The sequence below is a fragment of the Demequina sp. genome, assembly GCF_016278775.1.
Taxonomy (GTDB): Bacteria; Actinomycetota; Actinomycetes; order Actinomycetales; family Demequinaceae; genus Demequina.
This window is the reverse complement of sequence record NZ_JADQBF010000028.1, coordinates 21,394-40,353: the sequence shown is the minus strand read 5'-3', so window position 1 is coordinate 40,353 and position 18,960 is coordinate 21,394. Positions and strand designations below refer to the sequence as shown.

At 67.6% G+C, this 18,960-nt stretch carries 16 protein-coding genes; 9 read left to right on the top strand and 7 right to left on the bottom strand.

Translation table 11 applies throughout. The features are described 5' to 3' along the window. The first annotated feature begins 1 nt into the window (after position 1). The 3 genes from QZZ33_RS04440 (at position 2) to QZZ33_RS04430 (ending at position 2,519) form a co-directional block, all read left to right on the top strand. Complete coding sequence (locus QZZ33_RS04440; protein ID WP_291378452.1) at positions 2 to 625, top strand: GyrI-like domain-containing protein; 624 nt, start codon at positions 2 to 4, stop codon at positions 623 to 625. Positions 626 to 703: 78 nt separating this feature from the next. Further along, a complete protein-coding gene (locus tag QZZ33_RS04435; protein WP_291378450.1) occupies positions 704 to 2,032 on the top strand; it encodes a Fic family protein in 1,329 nt (442 codons plus the stop codon). A gap of 121 nt (positions 2,033 to 2,153) precedes the next feature. Continuing rightward, a complete protein-coding gene (locus QZZ33_RS04430; protein ID WP_291378449.1) occupies positions 2,154 to 2,519 on the top strand; it encodes a VOC family protein in 366 nt (121 codons plus the stop codon). Between the two features lie 30 nt (positions 2,520 to 2,549). Here QZZ33_RS04430 and QZZ33_RS04425 read toward each other — a convergent pair whose 3' ends face one another. Beyond that, positions 2,550 to 5,045 carry a glycosyl hydrolase family 65 protein gene (locus QZZ33_RS04425; protein ID WP_291378447.1) on the bottom strand — a complete coding sequence of 832 codons (2,496 nt, stop codon included), beginning with the start codon at positions 5,043 to 5,045 and terminating at the stop codon, positions 2,550 to 2,552. Positions 5,046 to 5,215: 170 nt separating this feature from the next. On the opposite strand from QZZ33_RS04425, the gene QZZ33_RS04420 reads away from it, so the two are divergent. The 3 genes from QZZ33_RS04420 (at position 5,216) to QZZ33_RS04410 (ending at position 7,880) form a co-directional block, all read left to right on the top strand. Beyond that, on the top strand, positions 5,216 to 6,229 hold the full coding sequence (locus QZZ33_RS04420) for a hypothetical protein (RefSeq protein WP_291378445.1): 1,014 nt from the start codon (positions 5,216 to 5,218) through the stop codon (positions 6,227 to 6,229). A 62-nt stretch (positions 6,230 to 6,291) separates the two neighbouring features. Continuing rightward, positions 6,292 to 6,840, top strand: coding sequence for a dTDP-4-dehydrorhamnose 3,5-epimerase family protein (locus QZZ33_RS04415; protein WP_291378444.1), 549 nt, complete (start codon positions 6,292 to 6,294; stop codon positions 6,838 to 6,840). Positions 6,841 to 6,881: 41 nt separating this feature from the next. After that, on the top strand, positions 6,882 to 7,880 hold the full coding sequence (locus QZZ33_RS04410) for a glycosyltransferase (RefSeq protein ID WP_291378442.1): 999 nt from the start codon (positions 6,882 to 6,884) through the stop codon (positions 7,878 to 7,880). Positions 7,881 to 7,891: 11 nt separating this feature from the next. Here QZZ33_RS04410 and proC read toward each other — a convergent pair whose 3' ends face one another. From proC to QZZ33_RS04395, 3 genes are read right to left on the bottom strand one after another with little or no spacing between them, the layout of a single operon-like run. Further along, positions 7,892 to 8,731, bottom strand: a complete 840-nt coding sequence (proC, locus tag QZZ33_RS04405; protein WP_291378440.1) for a pyrroline-5-carboxylate reductase — start codon at positions 8,729 to 8,731, stop codon at positions 7,892 to 7,894. Between the two features lie 41 nt (positions 8,732 to 8,772). Beyond that, positions 8,773 to 9,519, bottom strand: a complete 747-nt coding sequence (locus QZZ33_RS04400; protein WP_291378439.1) for an ABC transporter permease — start codon at positions 9,517 to 9,519, stop codon at positions 8,773 to 8,775. Further along, the gene (locus tag QZZ33_RS04395; RefSeq protein ID WP_291378437.1) at positions 9,516 to 10,247 is read right to left on the bottom strand and encodes an ABC transporter ATP-binding protein; all 732 of its coding nucleotides are present in this window, start codon (positions 10,245 to 10,247) and stop codon (positions 9,516 to 9,518) included. Before QZZ33_RS04395 ends, QZZ33_RS04400 begins: the two co-directional genes overlap by 4 nt. Before the next feature lie 163 nt (positions 10,248 to 10,410). Here QZZ33_RS04395 and QZZ33_RS04390 point away from each other — a divergent pair, with 163 nt between their 5' ends. Both QZZ33_RS04390 and QZZ33_RS04385 read left to right on the top strand, forming a co-directional pair. Then, positions 10,411 to 13,080, top strand: coding sequence for an MMPL family transporter (locus QZZ33_RS04390; protein WP_291378436.1), 2,670 nt, complete (start codon positions 10,411 to 10,413; stop codon positions 13,078 to 13,080). Between the two features lie 12 nt (positions 13,081 to 13,092). After that, positions 13,093 to 13,689, top strand: a complete 597-nt coding sequence (locus QZZ33_RS04385) for a TetR/AcrR family transcriptional regulator (RefSeq protein WP_291378435.1) — start codon at positions 13,093 to 13,095, stop codon at positions 13,687 to 13,689. A 3-nt stretch (positions 13,690 to 13,692) separates the two neighbouring features. Here QZZ33_RS04385 and QZZ33_RS04380 read toward each other — a convergent pair whose 3' ends face one another. After that, positions 13,693 to 14,292: a TetR family transcriptional regulator gene (locus QZZ33_RS04380; protein ID WP_291378433.1), complete on the bottom strand. Its 600-nt coding sequence runs from the start codon at positions 14,290 to 14,292 to the stop codon at positions 13,693 to 13,695. Between the two features lie 2 nt (positions 14,293 to 14,294). Continuing rightward, entirely contained in the window at positions 14,295 to 16,856 is a 2,562-nt protein-coding gene (locus QZZ33_RS04375) for a hypothetical protein (RefSeq protein WP_291378432.1), read from the bottom strand. Between the two features lie 81 nt (positions 16,857 to 16,937). On the opposite strand from QZZ33_RS04375, the gene radA reads away from it, so the two are divergent. Then, on the top strand, positions 16,938 to 18,317 hold the full coding sequence (gene radA, locus QZZ33_RS04370) for a DNA repair protein RadA (RefSeq protein WP_291378430.1): 1,380 nt from the start codon (positions 16,938 to 16,940) through the stop codon (positions 18,315 to 18,317). Positions 18,318 to 18,323: 6 nt separating this feature from the next. Here radA and QZZ33_RS04365 read toward each other — a convergent pair whose 3' ends face one another. After that, a complete protein-coding gene (locus QZZ33_RS04365; RefSeq protein ID WP_291378429.1) occupies positions 18,324 to 18,947 on the bottom strand; it encodes a hypothetical protein in 624 nt (207 codons plus the stop codon). Positions 18,948 to 18,960: the final 13 nt, after the last annotated feature.

Here is an 18,960-nt window from a genome sequence, read left to right as displayed (position 1 = left end):
CGTGAAGGCCGCTGTCGAGAGGATCGACCTCAGGAAGATCGTCCCCAGCTACGCGGCGCGTCGGGGTCGCTTCGACATCATCGACGTACCGCCGACGCGCTACGTGGCGGCCGATGCGGAGGGCACCCCCGAGGGGGAGTCGTTCGCCGGGGCGCTGGGCGCGCTGTTCCCGCTGGCCTACGGGCTCAAGTTCGCCTCCAAGAAGGAGCAGGGTCGCGACTATGTGGTGCCGCCGCTGGAGGCGCTGTGGTGGGCCGACGACCCGGCCGCGTTCACGTCGGGCGACAAGTCCGCGTGGCGCTCGACCGCGCTCATGCTGCTCCCGGAGTGGATCACGGACGTCGACGTGGAGGCCGCGCGGGAGGCGGTCGTTGCAAAGGTGCCCGCCGAGGACCTCGCGCGCGTGCGGGTCGAGGTGCTGGAGGAGGGCCGATGCGCGCAGACGCTGCACGTGGGTCCGTTCAGTGAGGAGGGCCCGGTGATTGAGGAGCTGCACGCGGTTCTGGAAGGCGCCGGGCTGGCGCTCGCGGGCAAGCACCACGAGATCTACCTCAGCGACTTTCGGCGCACGGCCCCCGAGAAATTGCGAACCATCCTGCGGCAGCCGGGGGCTGTGCGGAATTAGCCCCCAGGCGAACTCTTGCAAGCGGGTCATTCTCCAAGTATTCTCGAACTACAAGTGGTAGTTGGATTTGGAGAAACTGTGAAGACGCCCCTCGCGCCACCCCAGCTCGACGCCCCCGACCATCTGGGGAAGTGGCTGGAGCGCGCCTTCGTGGCCGGCATCGGCCCGTGGATCGCCGCGTCGCACTCCGAGTACCGGGCGTGGGAGACCTTCCGATTCCAGACGCCTCCCGAAGGCTTCACCGCCGAAGAATGGTGGCATGTGGTGAGGACGTCGCGACGCGCGTCGGCCCGTCGCATTCCCGGACTGACCGACAAGGCAGGAACGCCTTTCACGTTCAACCTTCCAGATGCCGTACTTGAGACGTGCGAGGCGATCTCCCGCGAGGCGTCGGGGCAGATTCAAGCGAGCGAGCTCGTGACCGACCCTGACACCCGCGATCGCTACGTGGTGAACTCGCTCATCGAGGAGGCGATCACGTCGAGCCAACTCGAAGGGGCCGCGACGTCGCGGCGGGATGCCAAGGAGATGATCCGTGAGGGTCGCGCGCCGCGAGATCACAGCGAGCGCATGATCCTCAACAACTACTTCGCGATGCAGCGCATTCGGGAACTGTCCCAACGTCCGCTCACGCCGGACATGGTGCTGGAACTCCACCGCATCGTGACGGACGGCACGCTGGAGCACCCGGAATACGCGGGACGTCTGCAGGACGACGAGCGCCTTCGCGTCTCGGTGTGGGGAGACGGCAACCAGTTGCTGCATCGTCCGCCGCCTGTCGCGGAACTGCCTCAGCGGCTTGAGGCACTGTGCGCCTTCGCCAACGGCCAGGATGACGCGCCCTACATGCCCAAGGTGCTCCGTGCGGTCACGATCCACTTCATGATGGGCTACGACCACTACTTCGAGGACGGTAACGGGCGCACGGCGCGCGCACTCTTCTACTGGTCGATGCTGCGCGAGGGTTACTGGCTCACGGAGTACCTCTCGATCTCGCGGATTCTGCGCAAGGCGCCTTCGCAATACGCGCAGTCATTCCTCATGACCGAGGACGACGACGGAGACCTCACCCATTTCTATGCGTATCACCTTGGCGTAATCCGCCGCGCGATCAAGGAGCTTCACGAGTACCTCACGGTCAAGGCGATGGAGATCCGGGAGGTGCAGTCGAGGCTGAAGGGGCTACCGGGAGAGTTCAACCATCGCCAATTGGCGCTCCTTGAGCATGCGGCGCGGCACCCATCCGCGCACTACACCGCGAAGTCCCATGGCGGCAGCCACCGTGTGACGATCGAGACGGCGAGGCACGACCTGCTGGCTCTTGAAGCCCGCGGGCTCCTTGAGCGCTTCAAGATCGGCAAGCAGTTCGCGTGGCGCCCGGTCCCCGATCTTGCCGAACGGATCTAGCGATTCTCCCAATCTTCTCCAAGTGGCGCTTGGATTTGGAGAATGCCGCCCTGTGGTGCGGCTGAGAGTGCATCGTTGGGTCAAAGAACCCGTTGATCGAGCCCTCGGTATTGTGTTCAGCGTGACTGCTTCACTGCGCATCGAACTGTTTCCCGCCGACCTTGAAGTGTCCGTCGACTTCTACATCTCCGTGCTCGGTTTCGAGGTCGGCAAGGATGACCGCCCTGGTGGAGGGCGCTACGTCTGGTTGCGTCGCGACGACGTGGGTTTGGGGCTGATGGAACGCCGTCCCGCTGACAGCGGGCCAACGGTCCCGCCGGTGGCCGTCGAGATTGTGCTCGAGGTCGACGATGTGACGGCAGAGCGCGACCGCGTGGTCGCCGCAGGCGGCGAGTTGGCCGACGACCTGATCACCCGGCCCTGGGGCCTCACCGACTTCCGCCTGTACGATCCGGACGGCAACTACTGGCGCATCACCCACCGGTAGTGGCGGTGAGGCGGTCTTGGGTCCGGCGGCCTACCCCATCGTGACGGTCAGCACGGCCCCATCGCCCAGCGCCTCAACAGGCACCAGCGCCCCTCGTTTGCCCTCGTCTTCCGTGGACGCGACCTCCACCCCGTCGATCGTGACGGAGGAGACGCCGGTCGCCAGGCCGTCGACGTTGACCACGTTGATCGTCAGATCCATCCCTCGGAAGCGCCGCGTCACCTGATACCCGCCCCAGCCCTCCGGCAGGCACGGGTCAATCCGCAGGCCCGACAGTTCCGGCCGCACACCCAAGATGTACTGGGTGACGCCCACGTAGGACCACGATGCGGTGCCGGTCAGCCAAGGGTTGCGGGCCTGCCCAAACCGAGGCGACTCCGGCCCGTGCGTGAACTGGCAGTACACGTACGGCTCGACCTGGTGAAGTTCTGCCTGGTCGTTGTACTTGGCGGGCAGGAAGCCTCGGTAGTACTCGTAGGCGCGGTCGCCGCGGCCAAGGATGCCCTCCGCCACGATGGTCCACGAGTTCGCGTGGCAGAAGATGCCGCCGTTCTCCTTGTGTCCCACCGGGAACACCAGGAGCGACAGCCCGACGCCCGGCACCTCCTTGGTGTGGGCGGGGGCGCACAGCGCGACGCCGTGCTCGGTGGACAGACGCTCGTACACGGAGTCCATCGCGCCAATCGCTCGCGCCTCCGGCACCGTCTGCGAGATCGCGGCCCACACGTTCGGCTCCAAGTAGATCTTGCCCTCGTCAAGCGCCTCCGAGCCCAGCTTGGCCCCCGTGGAGGAGATGCCGCGGATGTACCAGCCGCCGTCCCACGCGTTCTCCAGCACCACTTCGAGGTCCTCCAGCACGCCACGCGCCCACGCCGCGTCGTCTTCGCGACCCGTCTGCTCCGCGAGCTCCGCAATGATGCGCACGCCGTTGGCCATGAGGAAGGTCGAGAACATGGACTCTCCCGTGGTGCCGAACTGCAGGCAGTCGTTCCAGTCGGCCTGCAGCCCCTGCACCAGCCCGTTGTTGCCCAGGTGGCCCAGCGAGAACTGGATGGCCTGCTTGAGGTGCTCGAACACGGTCGCCTCGCCGTGATCCGCATACGGCAGCACGGTGTCGAGGTACGCGACGTCGCCCGTCTCGTACACAAAGTTGGCCACGGTGATGGGAAGCCACAGCGGGTCGTCGGAGCGATACTGCTCCAGCGTCGGCGTCTTCTCAGACCCCGGCCGATGCGTCAGCGGCTTAACCAGCGGCATGGCGCCGCCCTCCTCGGTTTGGCCAGTGAGGATCATGTCGAGGCGCTCGCGGACGGCGTCGGGGATAGCGTGGATCACGGCCAGCATGTCCTGCACGGTGTCCCGGTAGCCGAGCCCGTCGCGGTCGCCGGCCTCGATCAGCGAGACCCCGCGCGACCAGTTGAACGTCATGTGGGTCTGGTAGGCGTGCCACACGTTGATCATGGAGTTCATCTGCTCGTCGGGCGTGGCCACCTGGAGGGGGGCCAGGAACGAGCGCCACTCCTCGCGGATGGCCTCCAGCTCGCGTTCCACCGCCTCCGGCGTGCCGTACTCCGCCATGATCTCCCGGCCGGGACGCACGGCGACGTCGTCGGCGTCGGCCCACGCAGCGTCGGGCGCGCCCACGCCCATCATGTAGATGACCTGGCGAGTCTCGCCGGGCGCAAGCTCGAGTGTGGCCTGCAGCGACGTGCAGGCGTTGTCGCCCGTCGCCTCTGAGCCGGAGCAGTGCCCGCGCTCCACGGCGAGCGGCGCCGCCTGCGTCCGGTAGGAGCCAAGGAAAGCGTCGCGGTCGGTGTCGAAGCCAGCGACATCTGCGCCGGCCATCCCGAACCACAACTCCGACGTGTGCGTGCGTGTCGAGTTGGTCCGGTGAATCATGCCGTCTTCCATGCGGCACACCACCACGTATTGCGAGTACTGGAGGTTCTCCAGGTCCTGGCGATAGTTCCACTCGTTCGACAGCTCTGCGTAGGAGAACAGCGACACCTTGCGCGGTTTGGCGGTGGTGTTCGTGACCTTCACGGACCAGTACTCGAAGGCCTGCCCCTGCGGGATGAAGAACGTGGCCTCCGAGTCGATGCCTCTGTAGGACGAGTGGAAGATCGAATAGCCCAAGCCGTGCCGCACGGACGACGCTTGGGTCGGGTTGCCCGCAGCGTCGGCGTCGTCCCCATCCCGGCCCTTGAGCGGCTTTCCCACCGGTTGCCAGGACGCGGACCAGAAGTCACCGTCGGCGTCGTCGCGCAAGTACACAAAGCGCCCGGGCTCGTCCTGCGGGACGCCGTTGAAGCGGAACCGCAGCACCCGGCCGGTGCCGCCCGACTTGTAGAAGGAATAGCCCCCGGCGCCTTGCGTGATGATGCCGCCGTACAGGCGAGAGCCCAGGTAGTTGGACCACGAGCGCGGGGTGTCTGGGCGTGTGATGACGTACTCGCGGGCCGCATCGTCAAAGTGGCCGTACTGCATCGGATCCTCCGGGCGGGTGGTGCTGGCATGGATGCTCAAGGCGTGGCACCCTCACCGATGTGAGAGCGCGATCACCAGCGTAGTGGGCCTCGCGCCCGGGCCGACGCTTCGCCAGCGCGGGTGGCCTCGGCCGCGCGGATCAGGGTGCTAGCGTGGGCGCGGGTCCAGGACGCGCTGAGGCGTCGGGCACTTCTTGGGGGAACAGCGCCATGATTCTTGGGTCTTCGACACTGCTGGTAACGTCCACCGCAGTCGAAATCGACCGCTTCACCGTGAACATGTGGGTGCGCATCGGCGCCGCGGTGCTGATCGTCATTGCGACCGTGATCGGCGCTGCGCTGCTCAACCGCGTTGCGCGCAAGATCAAGAAGGTGGGGGCGGGCCTCGGCTGGGTGTACCGCCGCAAGGGAACGCCGCTTGCGGTCCAGGAGTTCAGGGGATTCCCGCTCGGGGGGCTCGCCAGCGGCGCGGTCGACCACGAGATCTCTGGCGTCTGGCGCGGGCGCCCCGGCAAGGTGTTCGTCCTTCACGAGAGCCCTCCCGGGTACTCCGCGAAGTTCCAGGTGACGATGCTCGCCCTGGCTAGGCCCATGCCGGTGATCGAGCTCCACCCCAGGAGCAACCTTCAGCGCAACTTCGACCTCGCGCAAGAGGTTCTCACGGGCTTTGACGAGTTTGACAAGCGCTGGCGGGTGATCTGCCAAGATCCACGCTACGTGCGCTCGATCATGACCCCCGGGCTGATGCAGCGCCTCCTGACCGACCCCTCCGCCCAGATCCCCGTCACCATTGACGGGTCCGCGATCTACTCGTGGTCTCCCGTGCATCGGGCGCCTGGCGGCGACGTTCCGGCCACCCTTGGTCTCCTGGCCGACGTGGCTGAGATGCTGCCCCTCGGCCTCGGCGGTTTCGGCGGTTTCGGCGAGGTAGCAAGTGTGCCCTCCCCGGGCCCCGCCGCGCCGCTTCCCGACGCCCAGATAGTGGCGAGGCCACAACCCAGCAAGAACTCCCTCGCACTGCTCTCGGTGCTCGCGTCGGTGACGTGCTTTCTCGCGCCGCTCGGCGTGATTCTTGGACATGCCTCTCTTCGCGCGAACCGCCGTGGCGAGGCGAACAACCACCGCTGGGCGATCATCGGCCTCGTCTTCAGCTACGCCATCACCGGGGTTCTGGCGCTGTGGATGCTCGCGGCGGCGTTGGTGACTCTGGTGGCGCCTCGCTGACGGGGACTAGGCAAAACGTCCCGGTCCCGTTAGCGTTCTCGGAAGCGGTGAGGGAGACAAGCATGGCCGAGTACTTGCGCGACATCGCGCGCCCAGACGAGCAAGTCGAGACCGCCGAGGGTGAGCTCATAGCCCCCGGTATTGACGGACTCGAACTGCGCAAGCCGGTGCAGCACGTCGACAACAGGGGCGTGGTGTTCGAGGTGTATGACGGCGACCCGGTCAAGTTCCCCGACCCCGTGGTGTGGGCCTACCAGACGTCCGTGTACCCGGGAGTGATCAAGGGCTGGTTCGTGCACGACGAGAAGGTGGACCGATACTCCCTCGCCCACGGAGCGCTACTGGCTTGCTTCTACGACGACAGGCCGGGCTCTGCCACCCGTGGCACCACGCTGCACACGATGCTCCACCCGCGCGGCGTGCGCCAGGCGATCATCCCCATCGGCGTGTGGCACCTGATCGCGAACATCGGCGACGAGGATGCAGAACTCATCAACCTTCCCACGCGGCCCTACCACCGCGAGAAGCCTGACCGCCGCGGTTTGCCGTGGGATACCGACAAGATTCCGCTCGACGTGAGGTCCCTGCTGCCCGCCAACTGGCCCCGCTAGTGCTGGTCTCGCCAGGTAGTGGTCGAGTCACCATCGGGCTGGTGGCGCTCGGCATCAAGGAGGGACTCCCGCGCGCCATCGACGCGTTTCGGGAGCACGACGCTCACGTGGACTTTGACGTGGTGTGCGTCATCAACGACGTGTCACCGGACAATCCCGCGCTCGCGACTCTCCCCGCAGACATCACCGTGGTGCCACGTCGCGCGAACCTGGGCTACACCGGTGGCCTGCACGTGGCGCGGGCGCACTCGCACGGCGAGTTCCTGGTGTGGGGGCAGGACGACATGACGCCGGTCGAGGGTTGGCTGGACGCCCTCGTGGATGCGGCCGATGCGTCCCAGGGGGCCGGCATGGTGGGGCCGCGGCAGGTGGACCAGGAGGGGAACACCCGTCCGCTCAATAGTGGGCGCACTCTTGCGGGACAGTCCTCCCTCACCTGGCCCAGCACGGCCGATGCCCCGGTTCCGGTGCGGGAAGCGCCGTGCGACGTCGGCTGGGTGTCGGGGGCAGGCGCGCTCGTACGGCTCAGCGCGTGGGACGCCGTGGGTGGCGTGGACCTGCGCGTGTGGCCCCTCAACTATGTCGATCTGGCCTTCTGTGCGCACGTGCGAGCCCATGGCTACGGCGTGGTTCACGCTCCAGGTGCCAAGATCGAACACGCCAAGCACGGCAGCTCCACGAGCGTGCTGCTCAACTACACGCAGGCGCGCAACACCCAGTTTCTCGATGGCGAAGGATGGCCTGGCGTGACCGAGCGGTTGGGTGAGATCGCCGCCAGCCCGGTGCCGCACCCGTGCTCACCGTGGCTCGGCGCCGACATCACCCAGATCGAGGCCCGACAGTTGGAGGAGGCCTCGCTGGCGTATCTCCCACTCGGCAGGGACTACAGCGACTACCGGGACGCCGCCGAAGCGCGCATCGCCAGCCTGCTCGGGCGGGATGCCTTGCTCGATGACGTGTTCGCGTCGAGGTCGTGGCGAGTGACCGCCCCGCTCCGCGTGCTCGGGCGCTTGGTTCGCAAGGCGCTCGGGCGCAGGTAGTTGCGGTTCGCCTACTCGCCGGCGAGTTCCGCGGCGAGTTCACGCGTGCGGCGATCAGCGGCAGACAGCCCGACGGCGACGACGGTCTGCAGTCCCGCGTCTGACATGGCGCCAAGCGCCGCCAGCGTGGTGCCGCCCTTGGACGAGACTCGCGCCCGTAGTTCGCCGGCGCTGGCCCCAGAGCTTTCCAGGAGCCGACCGGCGCCGATGAGGGTTTGGTTGGCGAGTGCCGTCGCGACATCGCGGTCTAGACCCAGCGTGATTCCCGACTCGATCAGCGCCTCGACAAAGGCGTAGAAGTACGCCGGGCCAGAACCGGACACCGCGCCCACCGCGCTGATCTGAGACTCGTCGACCGTGACCACCAGACCGGTGCCAGCGAGCACGCGAGAGGCGACGGCGAGATGGGCGTCGGTGGCCGATGCCCCTGCGGAGATCGCGGTGGCGCCGAAGCCGACGAGGGCGGGCGTGTTGGGCATGGCCCTCACCACCGCGGTGCCATGGGGCAGGCGCGCCTCGTAGTACGACGTGGGGAGCCCGGCCGCGACGGTGAGTAGCGTCGCGCCCTGCTTCACGTGCTCGCTGAACTCTGCAAGTACCTCCGTCGCGTCTTGAGGTTTGACGGCGAACACGATGACATCCGCGCCCCGGGCAGCCTCGGCCAGGTCGGTGGTGGTGACTAGGCCGTGCGCGGCCGCGAGGTCCGCGAGCGTCTCGGTGTTCTTGTCCGCTACGGTCACCGCGTCGGCTGGCCAACCACCCGCGCGCACGGCGGCCGCGATGGCGCCGCCCATGACTCCGCCGCCGATGACGGCGACTGTGGACGATGATGCAGGTGCGATGTCAGTCATGCCTCCAGGCTATCGGTGGTCGCTGGGGGATGTGCCGCCGGTCAGTCGGTACGGCGGCGCAGCGTCATCGCGCCCAGCACTAGCGAACCGGCGATGAACGCCACCAGGATCGCGACGGGAACCCAGATGCCGTCGCCGTTGCCAGCGAGAATGTCGTTGACCGCGTCAATCGAGTAGCTGACGGGGAGCACGTCCGAGACGTACTCGAGCGCGACCGGCATGTCGCTCCTGTTCACGAACAGCCCGGCCAGCAGCAGCTGCGGGATGATCACCATCGGCATCATCTGGACCGCCTGGAACTCGGTGCGCGCCACTGCGGAGGCGAGCAGGCCCAGAGCTGTGCCTACGAGCGCATCCAGCACCATCACGAGCCCAAGCCGCCACAGTCCCGTCGGGATCTCGAGCCCGAGCGGCCACACTGACCACGCGGTCATCGCGATGGCCTGCACCGTCGCGACCAACCCGAACGCGAGTGCATAGCCGAGAATCACGTCTGCCTTGCCAGTGGGCCCCACCATGAGCCGCTCGAGCGTGCCCGACTGGCGCTCGCGAAGCATCGTGATCGACGTGATGATGAACATGAGGATCAGGGGGAACAGGCCCATGATGCGCGGGCCGATGGTGTTGAAGATCGGCCCCGTGGGCGGCACCGGCGACTCGGAGAAAATGTACTGCAGCAACCACGTGAGTCCGGTGGGCAGGACGATGAGCATGGCGAGCGTGCGCGGGTCACGGCGTAGTTGAGTGAGAACCCGCTTGGCGGTGTTCCAAGTCAGCGCGAGGTTCATGCTGCCCTCCTGTCTGTGAGCGCCAGGAAGGCGGCATCGGCGTTGTCGGTGCCGGTGTCGGCCAGGATGCTCTCAAAGGTGTCGTCGGCGAGGATGGCGCCGTCGCGGATGAAGACGAGCCTGTCGCAGCGGCTCGCCTCGTCCATGACGTGGGAACTCACCAGCAGGGTCTTTCCAGCGTCCCGTAGTTCGTGGAAGAGGCCCCACAGGTCGCGCCGCAGGGCGGGGTCGAGGCCGACGGTGGGCTCGTCGAGTACGAGAAGTTCTGGGTCGCCGACGAGCGCGGCGCCAAGCGACACTCGCGACTCCTGGCCGCCCGACAGGGTGCTCACGGGGCGGTCTGCGGCGTCGGCGAGGCCGATGTGGTGGAGCGTGGTGGCGACGGCATCTGCCCCCTCGCCCACCGTCCTGGCAAAGTAGGCGAGGTTCTCCCGCGCGGTGAGGTCGGGGTAGATCGACGGCGCCTGGGTGACGTAGCCGATGCGGCTGCGTAGCACGGCGGAGCCAGCCGGATGGCCGAGCACCTCCACCGATCCGCCTGCCACGATCTGGGCGCCGACGATGGCACGCATCAGGGTGGTCTTGCCGCCGCCGGAGGGGCCGAGCAGGCCGACGATCTGGCCGCGTGGGACGTCCAGGTCGATGTGCGGTAGGACCTCGTTGCCGCCGCGGATCACGTGGAGCGCGCGGATCGAAATGGCGGCTCCCTCAGGGGCGTTATTCCTCATACGGGGAATTATGCTCTCGCGTGGCGCGCCTGTCAACCGCTGGGTGACGAGCGGGACCGCTCGCGCCCCACGCCCGTAACATGCTCAATGGGCAAAATTGCGCAATGCGCAAAAAGGGCCTAGGGTGGCGTCTGCCCCTGATCCCCGACCAAAGGCATTCCCCATGTCCGCATTCCTCTATCGCCTGGGCAGGCGAGCCGCCCTGCGGCCCCTGGTGCCACTGTTGTCCTGGCTCCTCGTCATCCTCGCGGTGGTCGCTTTGCTCGCGACGCAGAGCACCTCGATTTCCACGAACCTCACCCTTGACGACGCCCCGGCCCAGCAGGTGTTGGACGATGTCACGGAAGCCCTTCCAGAGGCGGGGGGCACCCAGGGCACCCTCGTCTTCCACGCGACAGACGGGGGCCTTGTCGATACCCCAGAGCGCGCCGATGCGATCGGCCGCGCGCTTGACACGGCTACCGAAAGCGGCCTCGTTCTCGACCGTGACGCGCGTTTGCTCGCGCAACAGGCCGACGTCGAAGCCACTGTCCGCGAGAACGTAGAGTCACGCGTGGCCGACGATGTCACCGCGCAAATCGAGGACCTGCTCGAAACCCTCGACGGGGGCCTCCCTGTCGATGGAGCCGCCGCTCCGCGTCAACAGGTTGCCCAGTTCGCGGCTCGAGTCGAGGAGATCGGCACCACCGCACGCGCACTCCTGGCTGCATCAGACACTGAACTCATTGGCGGTTCGGCCGAGCTCTTCGCCGACGTCCTTCGGCTGCAGGCTGACTTGAGCAGCGTCGGCATTGACCTCGGCGCGCTACCCGCTCCTGAGGATGGGGTGACAGATCCCGCAGCCGCCGTCGACGCCGCGGTGGCGACCGCGACGGCGGACGCGCTGGGCAGGCTCGACTCCCTGATGCGCGGCACGTCACCTCGCGGCACAGAGCTCGTGACCTCCGACGGCGTGCGCCCATCGGTACTCGTCGCAGACGATGGAACGGCTGCCATCGCCTCCATTCAGTTCACCGAGCAGCTGTCCGACCTTCCCGCAGGGAGCCTCGACGACCTGCTCACCTCGATCGACACGGTGGTCGCGGACGACGGGCTCACTGTCTCGGCGAGCAGTTCACTCCACCCTGAGGAGGCGCCGATCGGCGGAACCGAGGCCATCGGACTTGTCGTCGCAGCGGTGGTTCTGATCATCACTCTCGGCTCGCTCATCCTGGCCGGACTGCCTGTCCTGCTCGCGCTGGTGGGCGTATTCATCGGCGTCGGTGGAGCGTATTCCCTCTCGGCGAACTTCGAGATGACCACGTCCACCCCGGCGCTGGGTCTGATGCTGGGCCTTGCCGTGGGGATCGACTACGCCTTGTTCATCGTGCACAAGCAGCGTTCGTTGCAGGTGCACTTTGGACTCGACACGATCGAGTCCACCGCGCGCGCAATCGCGACCGCCGGAGGGGCGGTCCTGTTTGCGGGCGGGACCGTCATCATCGCGCTCCTTGGCCTGCTCACGCTGGGGATGGGCTTCGTCTCGACGATGGCGGTGACCGCGGCAGTTACCGTCATGCTCGCCGTGGCATTGGCGCTGACCGCGCTGCCAGCCTTGCTGGGGTTGATCGGGCGCACGCGGCGTCGGCCTGCCGTGGCCAAGCGGCAGGCCCCTGCCCCACCGCAGCGAGAACACTCGCGGTTCGGTCGCGCAGCCCAGCGGTGGATCACCGCCGTCACAGCCCGACCGATCTTGACCATCGTGCTGGTCGCGGTCACGCTCGGCGGTCTAGCGATCCCCGCAAGCGATATGGAGCTGGGGATGCCGTCCGGCTCGGTCGCCGCTCTCGGGTCGGAGCAACGGACGGCGTACGACGCTGTAGGCGACGCCCTCGGGGAGGGCGCCAACGCGCCGCTCGTTGTGGCATTGACTCCGACAGATCCCGACGCCGTGGATCAGGATCGCCTCGAGGCGTGGCAACAGGAGCTCGCCGGTCACGATTCCGTTTCCAACGTCCAACTCATGGGCACTTCGGAAGACAAAGCCCTGGTTCTGTTCACCGTTGTCCCCGACGGGGGACCGACCGCCACCGATACGGCAGACCTGGTCCACGCCGTTCGTGGCGGCGACATCGCCGGCGTGGAGGAGGTCGGCGTGACGGGGTTGACTGCGATCAACATCGACCTTTCCGAGTCGTTGAGGAGCGCCATTCCTGTCTACGTGGCGCTGGTAGTCCTGCTGTCGCTCGCGATCTTGCTCCTCGTCTTCCGGTCCCTCGTGGTCCCGTTGGCGGCCACGGGTGGGTTCCTCCTGTCCATCGGCGCCACCATGGGGCTGGTGGTGACCGCATTCGGCAACCCTGACTTCACGTGGCTTGTCGGTATGGATCGTGCGGGTCCGGTGCTGAGCTTCCTCCCCATCATGGCGACCGGAATCCTCTACGGGCTGGCCATGGACTATCAGGTATTCCTCGGCACATCGATCCGCGAGGCCTACGTCCACGGCGAGTCTGCCCAGAAGGCCGTGGTCGACGGGTTCCACCACGCCAGCCGTGTCGTGATGGCGGCCGCGATCATCATGGTGTCTGTGTTCGCTGGCTTCGTGCTCAGCGAAGACGCGATGATTCGCCAGTTCGGCTTCGCGCTGTCCATCGGAATTCTCATCGACGCGTTCCTCATCCGCATGACGCTCATTCCCGCGGTCCTGCACCTTGCGGGCGACCGCGCGTGGTGGTTGCCCCAGTGGCTGGGTCGTTTCCTGCCCAACCTGGACCTTGAGGGAACACGGCTCGATGCGACTATCTCCCCCCATCGAGGCCCTGACGGCGACGCCGGTGCCCCCACGCCGTCGTGAAAGACTGGCGTCGTGACTCCTGGCCTCCGAGACGTGAAACGGGCTGCGGTCGCGCGCCGGCTCGCCCGCATCGCGTTCGAGCAGGTTCGCGAGCAGGGGCTCGGTAGGGTCACCGTGGAGGGCATCGTCGCTGAGGCGGAGGTGTCGAGGCGCACCTTCTCCAATTACTACCCGTGCAAGGAAGCCGCCGTCGCGGCGGTCGTCGTGCATAGTGTTGAAGCGGGTCTCGCCGCGTGGGATCCGCCGGAATCGGCTGGCGTGCTCGAGCTCGCCAGGAGTCTTGTGGAACACCAGGTCAAGAGCGGGGTGCTGAGGCAACTTGCCGAGGTGGCCGCCCTCGCAACGGAGTACCCACAACTCGTGCCATTCGTGCGGGCAGCACAGTGGCAGATGTGGTCCGCCGTCGGGGACAAGGTTCTCGAGGCGGTCCCGGAGCCTGACGACGAGGACGTCGAGGCGGTGAGGCTGGTCGTGGGCGCCCTCTTCGGGATTGTGACTTCCGGTCTCAACGCGGCGGGCATCGGCGACGGTGACGCTACTCGGACTCTTCGCGCCTCGGTTCAGCGGGGGCTCGTGCGACTCGAGCAAGGGCTCGGAAGTGAGGGCTGACCGCTAGGCGGTGTCTTCTCGCAGCAGCCGCGTGACGATTGGGCCGAACCGCTCGACAAGAGAGTCCGCCGACTCCGATGCGAGGGGCTCAACCTTCGCTGAGTGCCTCAACATCGCAAGGCCAAACACTTGAGAGGCCGCCGTCGCCGCCGCCCGCGCCGGGTCCTTCGCCCCCACCTCTGTGGCGACACGAATGACGACTCCCTCGATGACCAGTTTGCGCACAAACTCTGCGACCTCCGGATAGTCGAGCGCGGCACGCATCAGGGCGATCACGCGGGGCCCGCGCACTGGGTCTTCCCACAACTCCACAAAGAACGTCATGACCCGGTTGCCCACCAATGCGGGGTCCCCCTGCGCGATGCGCGCAGCGTGGGCGCCAAGGTCGATGGGGGGTCTCATCGCCTCAAAGAACAACACGCTCTTCGAGGCGAAGTAGTGGCGCACCAGCGCCGGGTCCACCCCAGCCGCCCTGGCCACGGCGCGGACAGAACCGCGCCCGTAGCCGTCCCTCGAGAACACGTCACCAGCGGCCGCCAGAATCTCGGCGCGGGTATCGGGGCCCCCGGGGCGCGGGCCCCGTTTGCCGCCGGAGCGGGCCACGGCTAGACCCCGTAGTGCTCGTAGAAGTCCAGCACTTCGTCGGCCGGGCCGGTGAGCACGAACACCGCAGTGACGTTGCGCCACACGAGCGTGCTGGTCGCTGGCTTCGCGAACAGAGCCCGCTCGCCTACTTGCTCGTCGTCAACAAGCACAGGCTCCACGTCGGTGGCGCCCTCCGCGTAGGACTCATACGCCACCTGCGCGTCGTCGACGTTGTAGTGCTGATACGCGTCCACGACAAAGTCTGGCCTGCCATCGTCCGGGCCGGACCCATAGCCGAGCGTGTGGTGCTCGGCTACCCGCGCGGGCAGCGACGGCTCGGTCACCGGGTCGATGCTCTCGTGAGCCACCAACACGTCCGTCCGCACCGTATCGGGTAGCGCCGCTACAAAGTCGCTCGGATCCTCGATCGTGATCGGCTCGCTCACCGGTGCAGCGGGAGACGCTGTGATCGTCGGAACCGGCAAGGTGATCGGTTCGGGAAGGAGGAACATGCGGTAGACGAGGATGCCGGCGGCCGCCGCAATCACGATCCCCAGGATCAACCACCAGATCCACCGCTTGCCACGCCGCGGACTGGCGGCCGCCACATCATGCTCGTCCGCCGAGCCGCTGGCGCCGTCTTGGGCGTCACGGTCAGTGCCGGTGCTGGAGTCAACGTCGAACGGAGTCTCCCCCTCCGGTGGGTCGGCGCGTGGCACCTCTCCTGACGGCATGTCGCCTACGGCACGGCGAGGCACGATCGGGCTTCTGGCCGAGGTCGGCTCTGCCGACCTGGAGGGGGAGTCGTCTGTAGGCGCCGAGGTCGTGTCCGACCTCGCACCGTCCAGCTTCGCGGCCTCTAGCCCGACCCCGGGAAGAATGGTCGGAGCCGCAAACTCCACATCGTTGGTGTTGACGGCCGCCCAAGGGCGCGCGGGCGTCGGCGGGTCCTCCGGCGTTGGCGTGGAGGCCGCCGCATCTGGCTCCCCCGGTGACTCGTGTCCTAGTGGAGTCCGCGTGGGGCCAGCACCGTCTGGCGGCGAGGCACTCAGTTCCACTCGTGGCGTGTACGCGGGCTCGTCCGTCTCTGGAACGTCAAAGTTCGACAGGGGAGGCAGCGGTCGCGGCGTGGGCGCGGCGAAACTCACCGAGGGAGTCTGGGGTGGATCTTCCCGTGCGGGTGCCTCAAAGCGCGGCACGAACGGTTCCTCTTCGCCGAACTCAGGGAATGAGTCGCTGTTGTCGTCGGCCCGCGGGACGCCACCCATGGGTGTGGGCGCCCCTGCGGCTTGCAGGCTCGCATTCGACAGCGCCGAGGCACCGAGTTGCCTGACGGAGTCCGCTGGTGCGGGGGAGAACTGTGTGGCGTCCGGCGTGTCAGGGGAGCCAGGGGACCTCGAAGGCGTGCTGGGTGACTCGGTCGGACCGGCGTCGTGCTCCTCTTCGCCCGCCCGCGGAAGGATCTCCGACGCAGGCGGCGGGAGGATGGGGGCGATGATCTCTGCCTCATCGGCCTCGATAGGCGTGGGTACGTCGCGCGCGCCGGGCGAGGGTTCCGGCTCCGGTTCCGGTTCCGGTGAGGATCCCGGTTCGGCCTCGGCAGGACGTGCCGCCGTGTAGGCGCTCTGCGGCATCTGGGGCTTGGTGGGAGTGAGGTCGTCTGGCCTCGCCGTGGGTGCGGCTCCCAAGATAGGAGCTCTCACGGGGGTGGTGGGCGCCCACGCGTCTTGTGCGTCGGTGTCAGCAGGGGGCTCGTAGTCGCGGTGATCCGTCTGAGGTCGCGTGCCGCTCAGATATGGGCTCATCGGGGTCGCGGGGGGTTGCTGCGGGGGCGGAGCCTCTTGCGCAGATTCCTCGCGCGGTTGCGAGTCATCGCCAGCGGTGTCGAGCCGAGCGGCAACCTCGCGTTGAGCACTGAAGAAGGCCGCCGCCGCGCTGGGCGACGGGCTCGACGCGGACTCAGGCTCGGGGGCCTCGAAGGGCGATGGCGCTTCTGCGGGCGCCGCGACCTCGGGTGCAAATGGCGTCACCGGCTCCTCGAAGGGCGTCGGTTCCGCGCGGGGTTCGGGGGAACGCGAGTCACCGAACGGCGAGTACGGCGTCGCCTGCTGAGGCTCCTGTGAAGGAGGTGCGCTGGGTTCGGGCGAAGGGGGCGGCTGGTCCGTGGTGACCTCGCGCTCAAGTGCGTTCCACTCGACCGCGTTCCGATGGGCCTCGGACGCCTCAAGGGCGTCGGAGGGCGCGGATGCCTCCGGTGTGAAGGGTTCCTCGGGCGTGGGGGCGAAGGGTGCGGATGCCTCCGGTGTGAAGGGTTCCTCGGGCGTGGGGGCGAAGGGTGCCGGTTCCTCCCGCGCAAACGGCGCGGCGGGTTCGGGTGCAAACGGCGCGGCGGGTTCGGGTGCAAACGGCGCGGCGGGCTCCTGTGTGAAGGGTTGCTCGGGGGCAAACGGCACCGTGGGCTCGGGTGAAGGTGCCGTCTCGGCGTCGTCCGTCGCTGCCTCCGGCGTGTTTTCGCTGGTCTCCGCAGGTTCCGGCACGGGGTTCACCGGCAACCACGGGGGACGGTACTCGTCGCTTGACATGCACTCAGGTTATGCCCAGCGTGCCGCGCACCGCAGTTCGTGCGGCCCGCGCGTGTCAGATGCGGCGGGTAGCGTGGCGGCATGGCGACTCCCAAGAAGACCGCTCCGGCGTATCGGTGTACCGAGTGCGGGTGGACTGCGGTCAAGTGGGTAGGTCGCTGCAGCGAGTGTCAGCAGTGGGGCACCGTGGTCGAGGTGGGCGCCAAGGCAGGCCCCAGTACCAAGGCCACGGCCGTCGCCACACCTGCACGGCCCATCGCCGACGTTCCCCGCAGTGAGTCCGCGCGTCACCCCACCAAGGTGGCGGAATTTGATCGCGTGCTGGGCGGCGGCCTCGTCGCTGGCGCGGCCGTGCTGCTTGCCGGAGAGCCGGGCGTCGGCAAGTCGACGCTGCTGCTCGAGGTAGCGGCGCGGGCAGCCCGTGAGGGAACCGACGTGCTGTACATCTCGGGGGAGGAGTCGGCAGGGCAGGTCCGCCTGCGCGCCGAGCGCATGGGCGCCCTTGAGCCGCGACTCAAGCTGGCCGCCGAGACGGACCTTGGTGTGGTGCTCGCTCACCTTGCTGCCGAAACGCCTGGGCTCGTGATCGTCGACTCCATCCAGACCATCGCGTCGGCGTCCATCGAAGGCTCCCCCGGAGGGGTGTCCCAAGTGCGCGAGGTGTCCGCCGCCCTGATTCAGGCGACCAAGTCGTCGGGAGCCCCCATGGTGCTCGTCGGGCACGTCACCAAGGACGGCTCAGTGGCGGGGCCTCGGCTCGTGGAACACCTGGTGGACGTGGTGTGCCACTTTGAAGGCGACCCGCACTCGCCCTTGCGGCTGCTGCGTGCGCTCAAGAATCGCTTCGGCTCGGTGGATGAGGTGGGATGCTTCCAACTGGTCGAGTCCGGCATCGAAGAGGTCCCCGACCCTTCCGGACTGTTCCTCTCGCAGACGGGTGAACCGATCGCGGGGACGTGCGCGACCATCACCATTGACGGCAGGCGGGCCCTTCCCGCAGAGATTCAGGCGCTCGTGGCGCCCTCGGCGCTGTCCAACCCCCGCCGCGCGACGTCGGGCATGGACGCCGCAAGGGTGGCCATGATGCTCGCCGTGCTGCACCGGCGGGTGGGAGTGGCGTTGGTCGCGGACGACGTGTACGTCTCGACGGTTGGTGGCGCCAAGGTGGCCGAGCCCGCCGCAGATCTCGCGCTCGCCTTGGCGCTCGCGTCCGCGCGTGCAGACCGCCCCGTGCGCAAGGGCTTCCTCGCGGTGGGGGAGGTGGCACTTTCTGGCGCCGTCAGGCCGGTCAGCGCCATCGGCACTCGACTGTCAGAGGCGGCCCGGTTGGGCTTCACTCACGCGATTGTCCCCGCGGGAGCGGAGGCGTCCGCCAGGGAGGCCGTCGCGGCGCGCATGACCATCATCGCGGTAGAGACCCTCGCCGATGCTGTGCGGGCCGGCGTCACGCCAGCCCAGTAACAGAAACTAGCCCGTCAGCACGAACCTCGTGTCTGGCGCCTCAATGCCTTGGATCTTGAGCAATGCGTGATAGGTGCCATTGCCAGGGGAGGCCGAAACGGGAGTGCACTCTGGAGCCGACCGCTGGCGAGACCAGGTGACCGTGAACGTCTCCTTGGCGCCCGGCTGCAACAAGAACTCGCGTGCGTTGATCGTCGGATCGTCCGGACAGTCGAGCGAAGAATAGATGCGGTCGCTTCCCGACGTGATGAGCAGTTCAGTGTCGGCGGCGGAGGTGTCGAGTAGGCAGGGCGCCGTGCCGGTGTGGGTGATCGAGACGTCAAAGACGGGAAGTGCGCCCGCGCCAAACTCACGAGGATTGGGGGTTGCCGTGAGCGTCACATCGGTGGCGGTACACGCGCGGGACACGTCGGTGGCGCCTGCGGTCGCGTCGTCGGTAGGCCCGGCCGTAGCGTCGTCGGGATTGGCGCTGGCGTCGGCCGGCCCACCCGGGTCGTCACCCCCAGGCGAGGACACCAAGAAGTACAGGACCACGAGGAGCAGCACGGCTCCCACGATCGCGACGATGCGGCGACGCCAATACACCTCGGGGGGCTGAGCGCCCACCGGCTCGCGAAGACCATCCATCATGGGCCTCCTTCCG

Excerpts from the sequence above, each read along its gene's own strand:
- QZZ33_RS04420 (WP_291378445.1), top strand. The coding sequence starts at position 5,216 with ATGATTCTTGGGTCTTCGACACTGCTGGTAACGTCCACCGCAGTCGAA.
- QZZ33_RS04415 (WP_291378444.1), top strand. The coding sequence starts at position 6,292 with ATGGCCGAGTACTTGCGCGACATCGCGCGCCCAGACGAGCAAGTCGAG.
- proC (WP_291378440.1), bottom strand. The coding sequence starts at position 8,731 with ATGACTGACATCGCACCTGCATCATCGTCCACAGTCGCCGTCATCGGC.
- QZZ33_RS04400 (WP_291378439.1), bottom strand. The coding sequence starts at position 9,519 with ATGAACCTCGCGCTGACTTGGAACACCGCCAAGCGGGTTCTCACTCAA.
- QZZ33_RS04395 (WP_291378437.1), bottom strand. The coding sequence starts at position 10,247 with ATGAGGAATAACGCCCCTGAGGGAGCCGCCATTTCGATCCGCGCGCTC.
- QZZ33_RS04390 (WP_291378436.1), top strand. The coding sequence starts at position 10,411 with ATGTCCGCATTCCTCTATCGCCTGGGCAGGCGAGCCGCCCTGCGGCCC.
- QZZ33_RS04375 (WP_291378432.1), bottom strand. The coding sequence starts at position 16,856 with ATGTCAAGCGACGAGTACCGTCCCCCGTGGTTGCCGGTGAACCCCGTG.
- radA (WP_291378430.1), top strand. The coding sequence starts at position 16,938 with ATGGCGACTCCCAAGAAGACCGCTCCGGCGTATCGGTGTACCGAGTGC.
- QZZ33_RS04365 (WP_291378429.1), bottom strand. The coding sequence starts at position 18,947 with ATGATGGATGGTCTTCGCGAGCCGGTGGGCGCTCAGCCCCCCGAGGTG.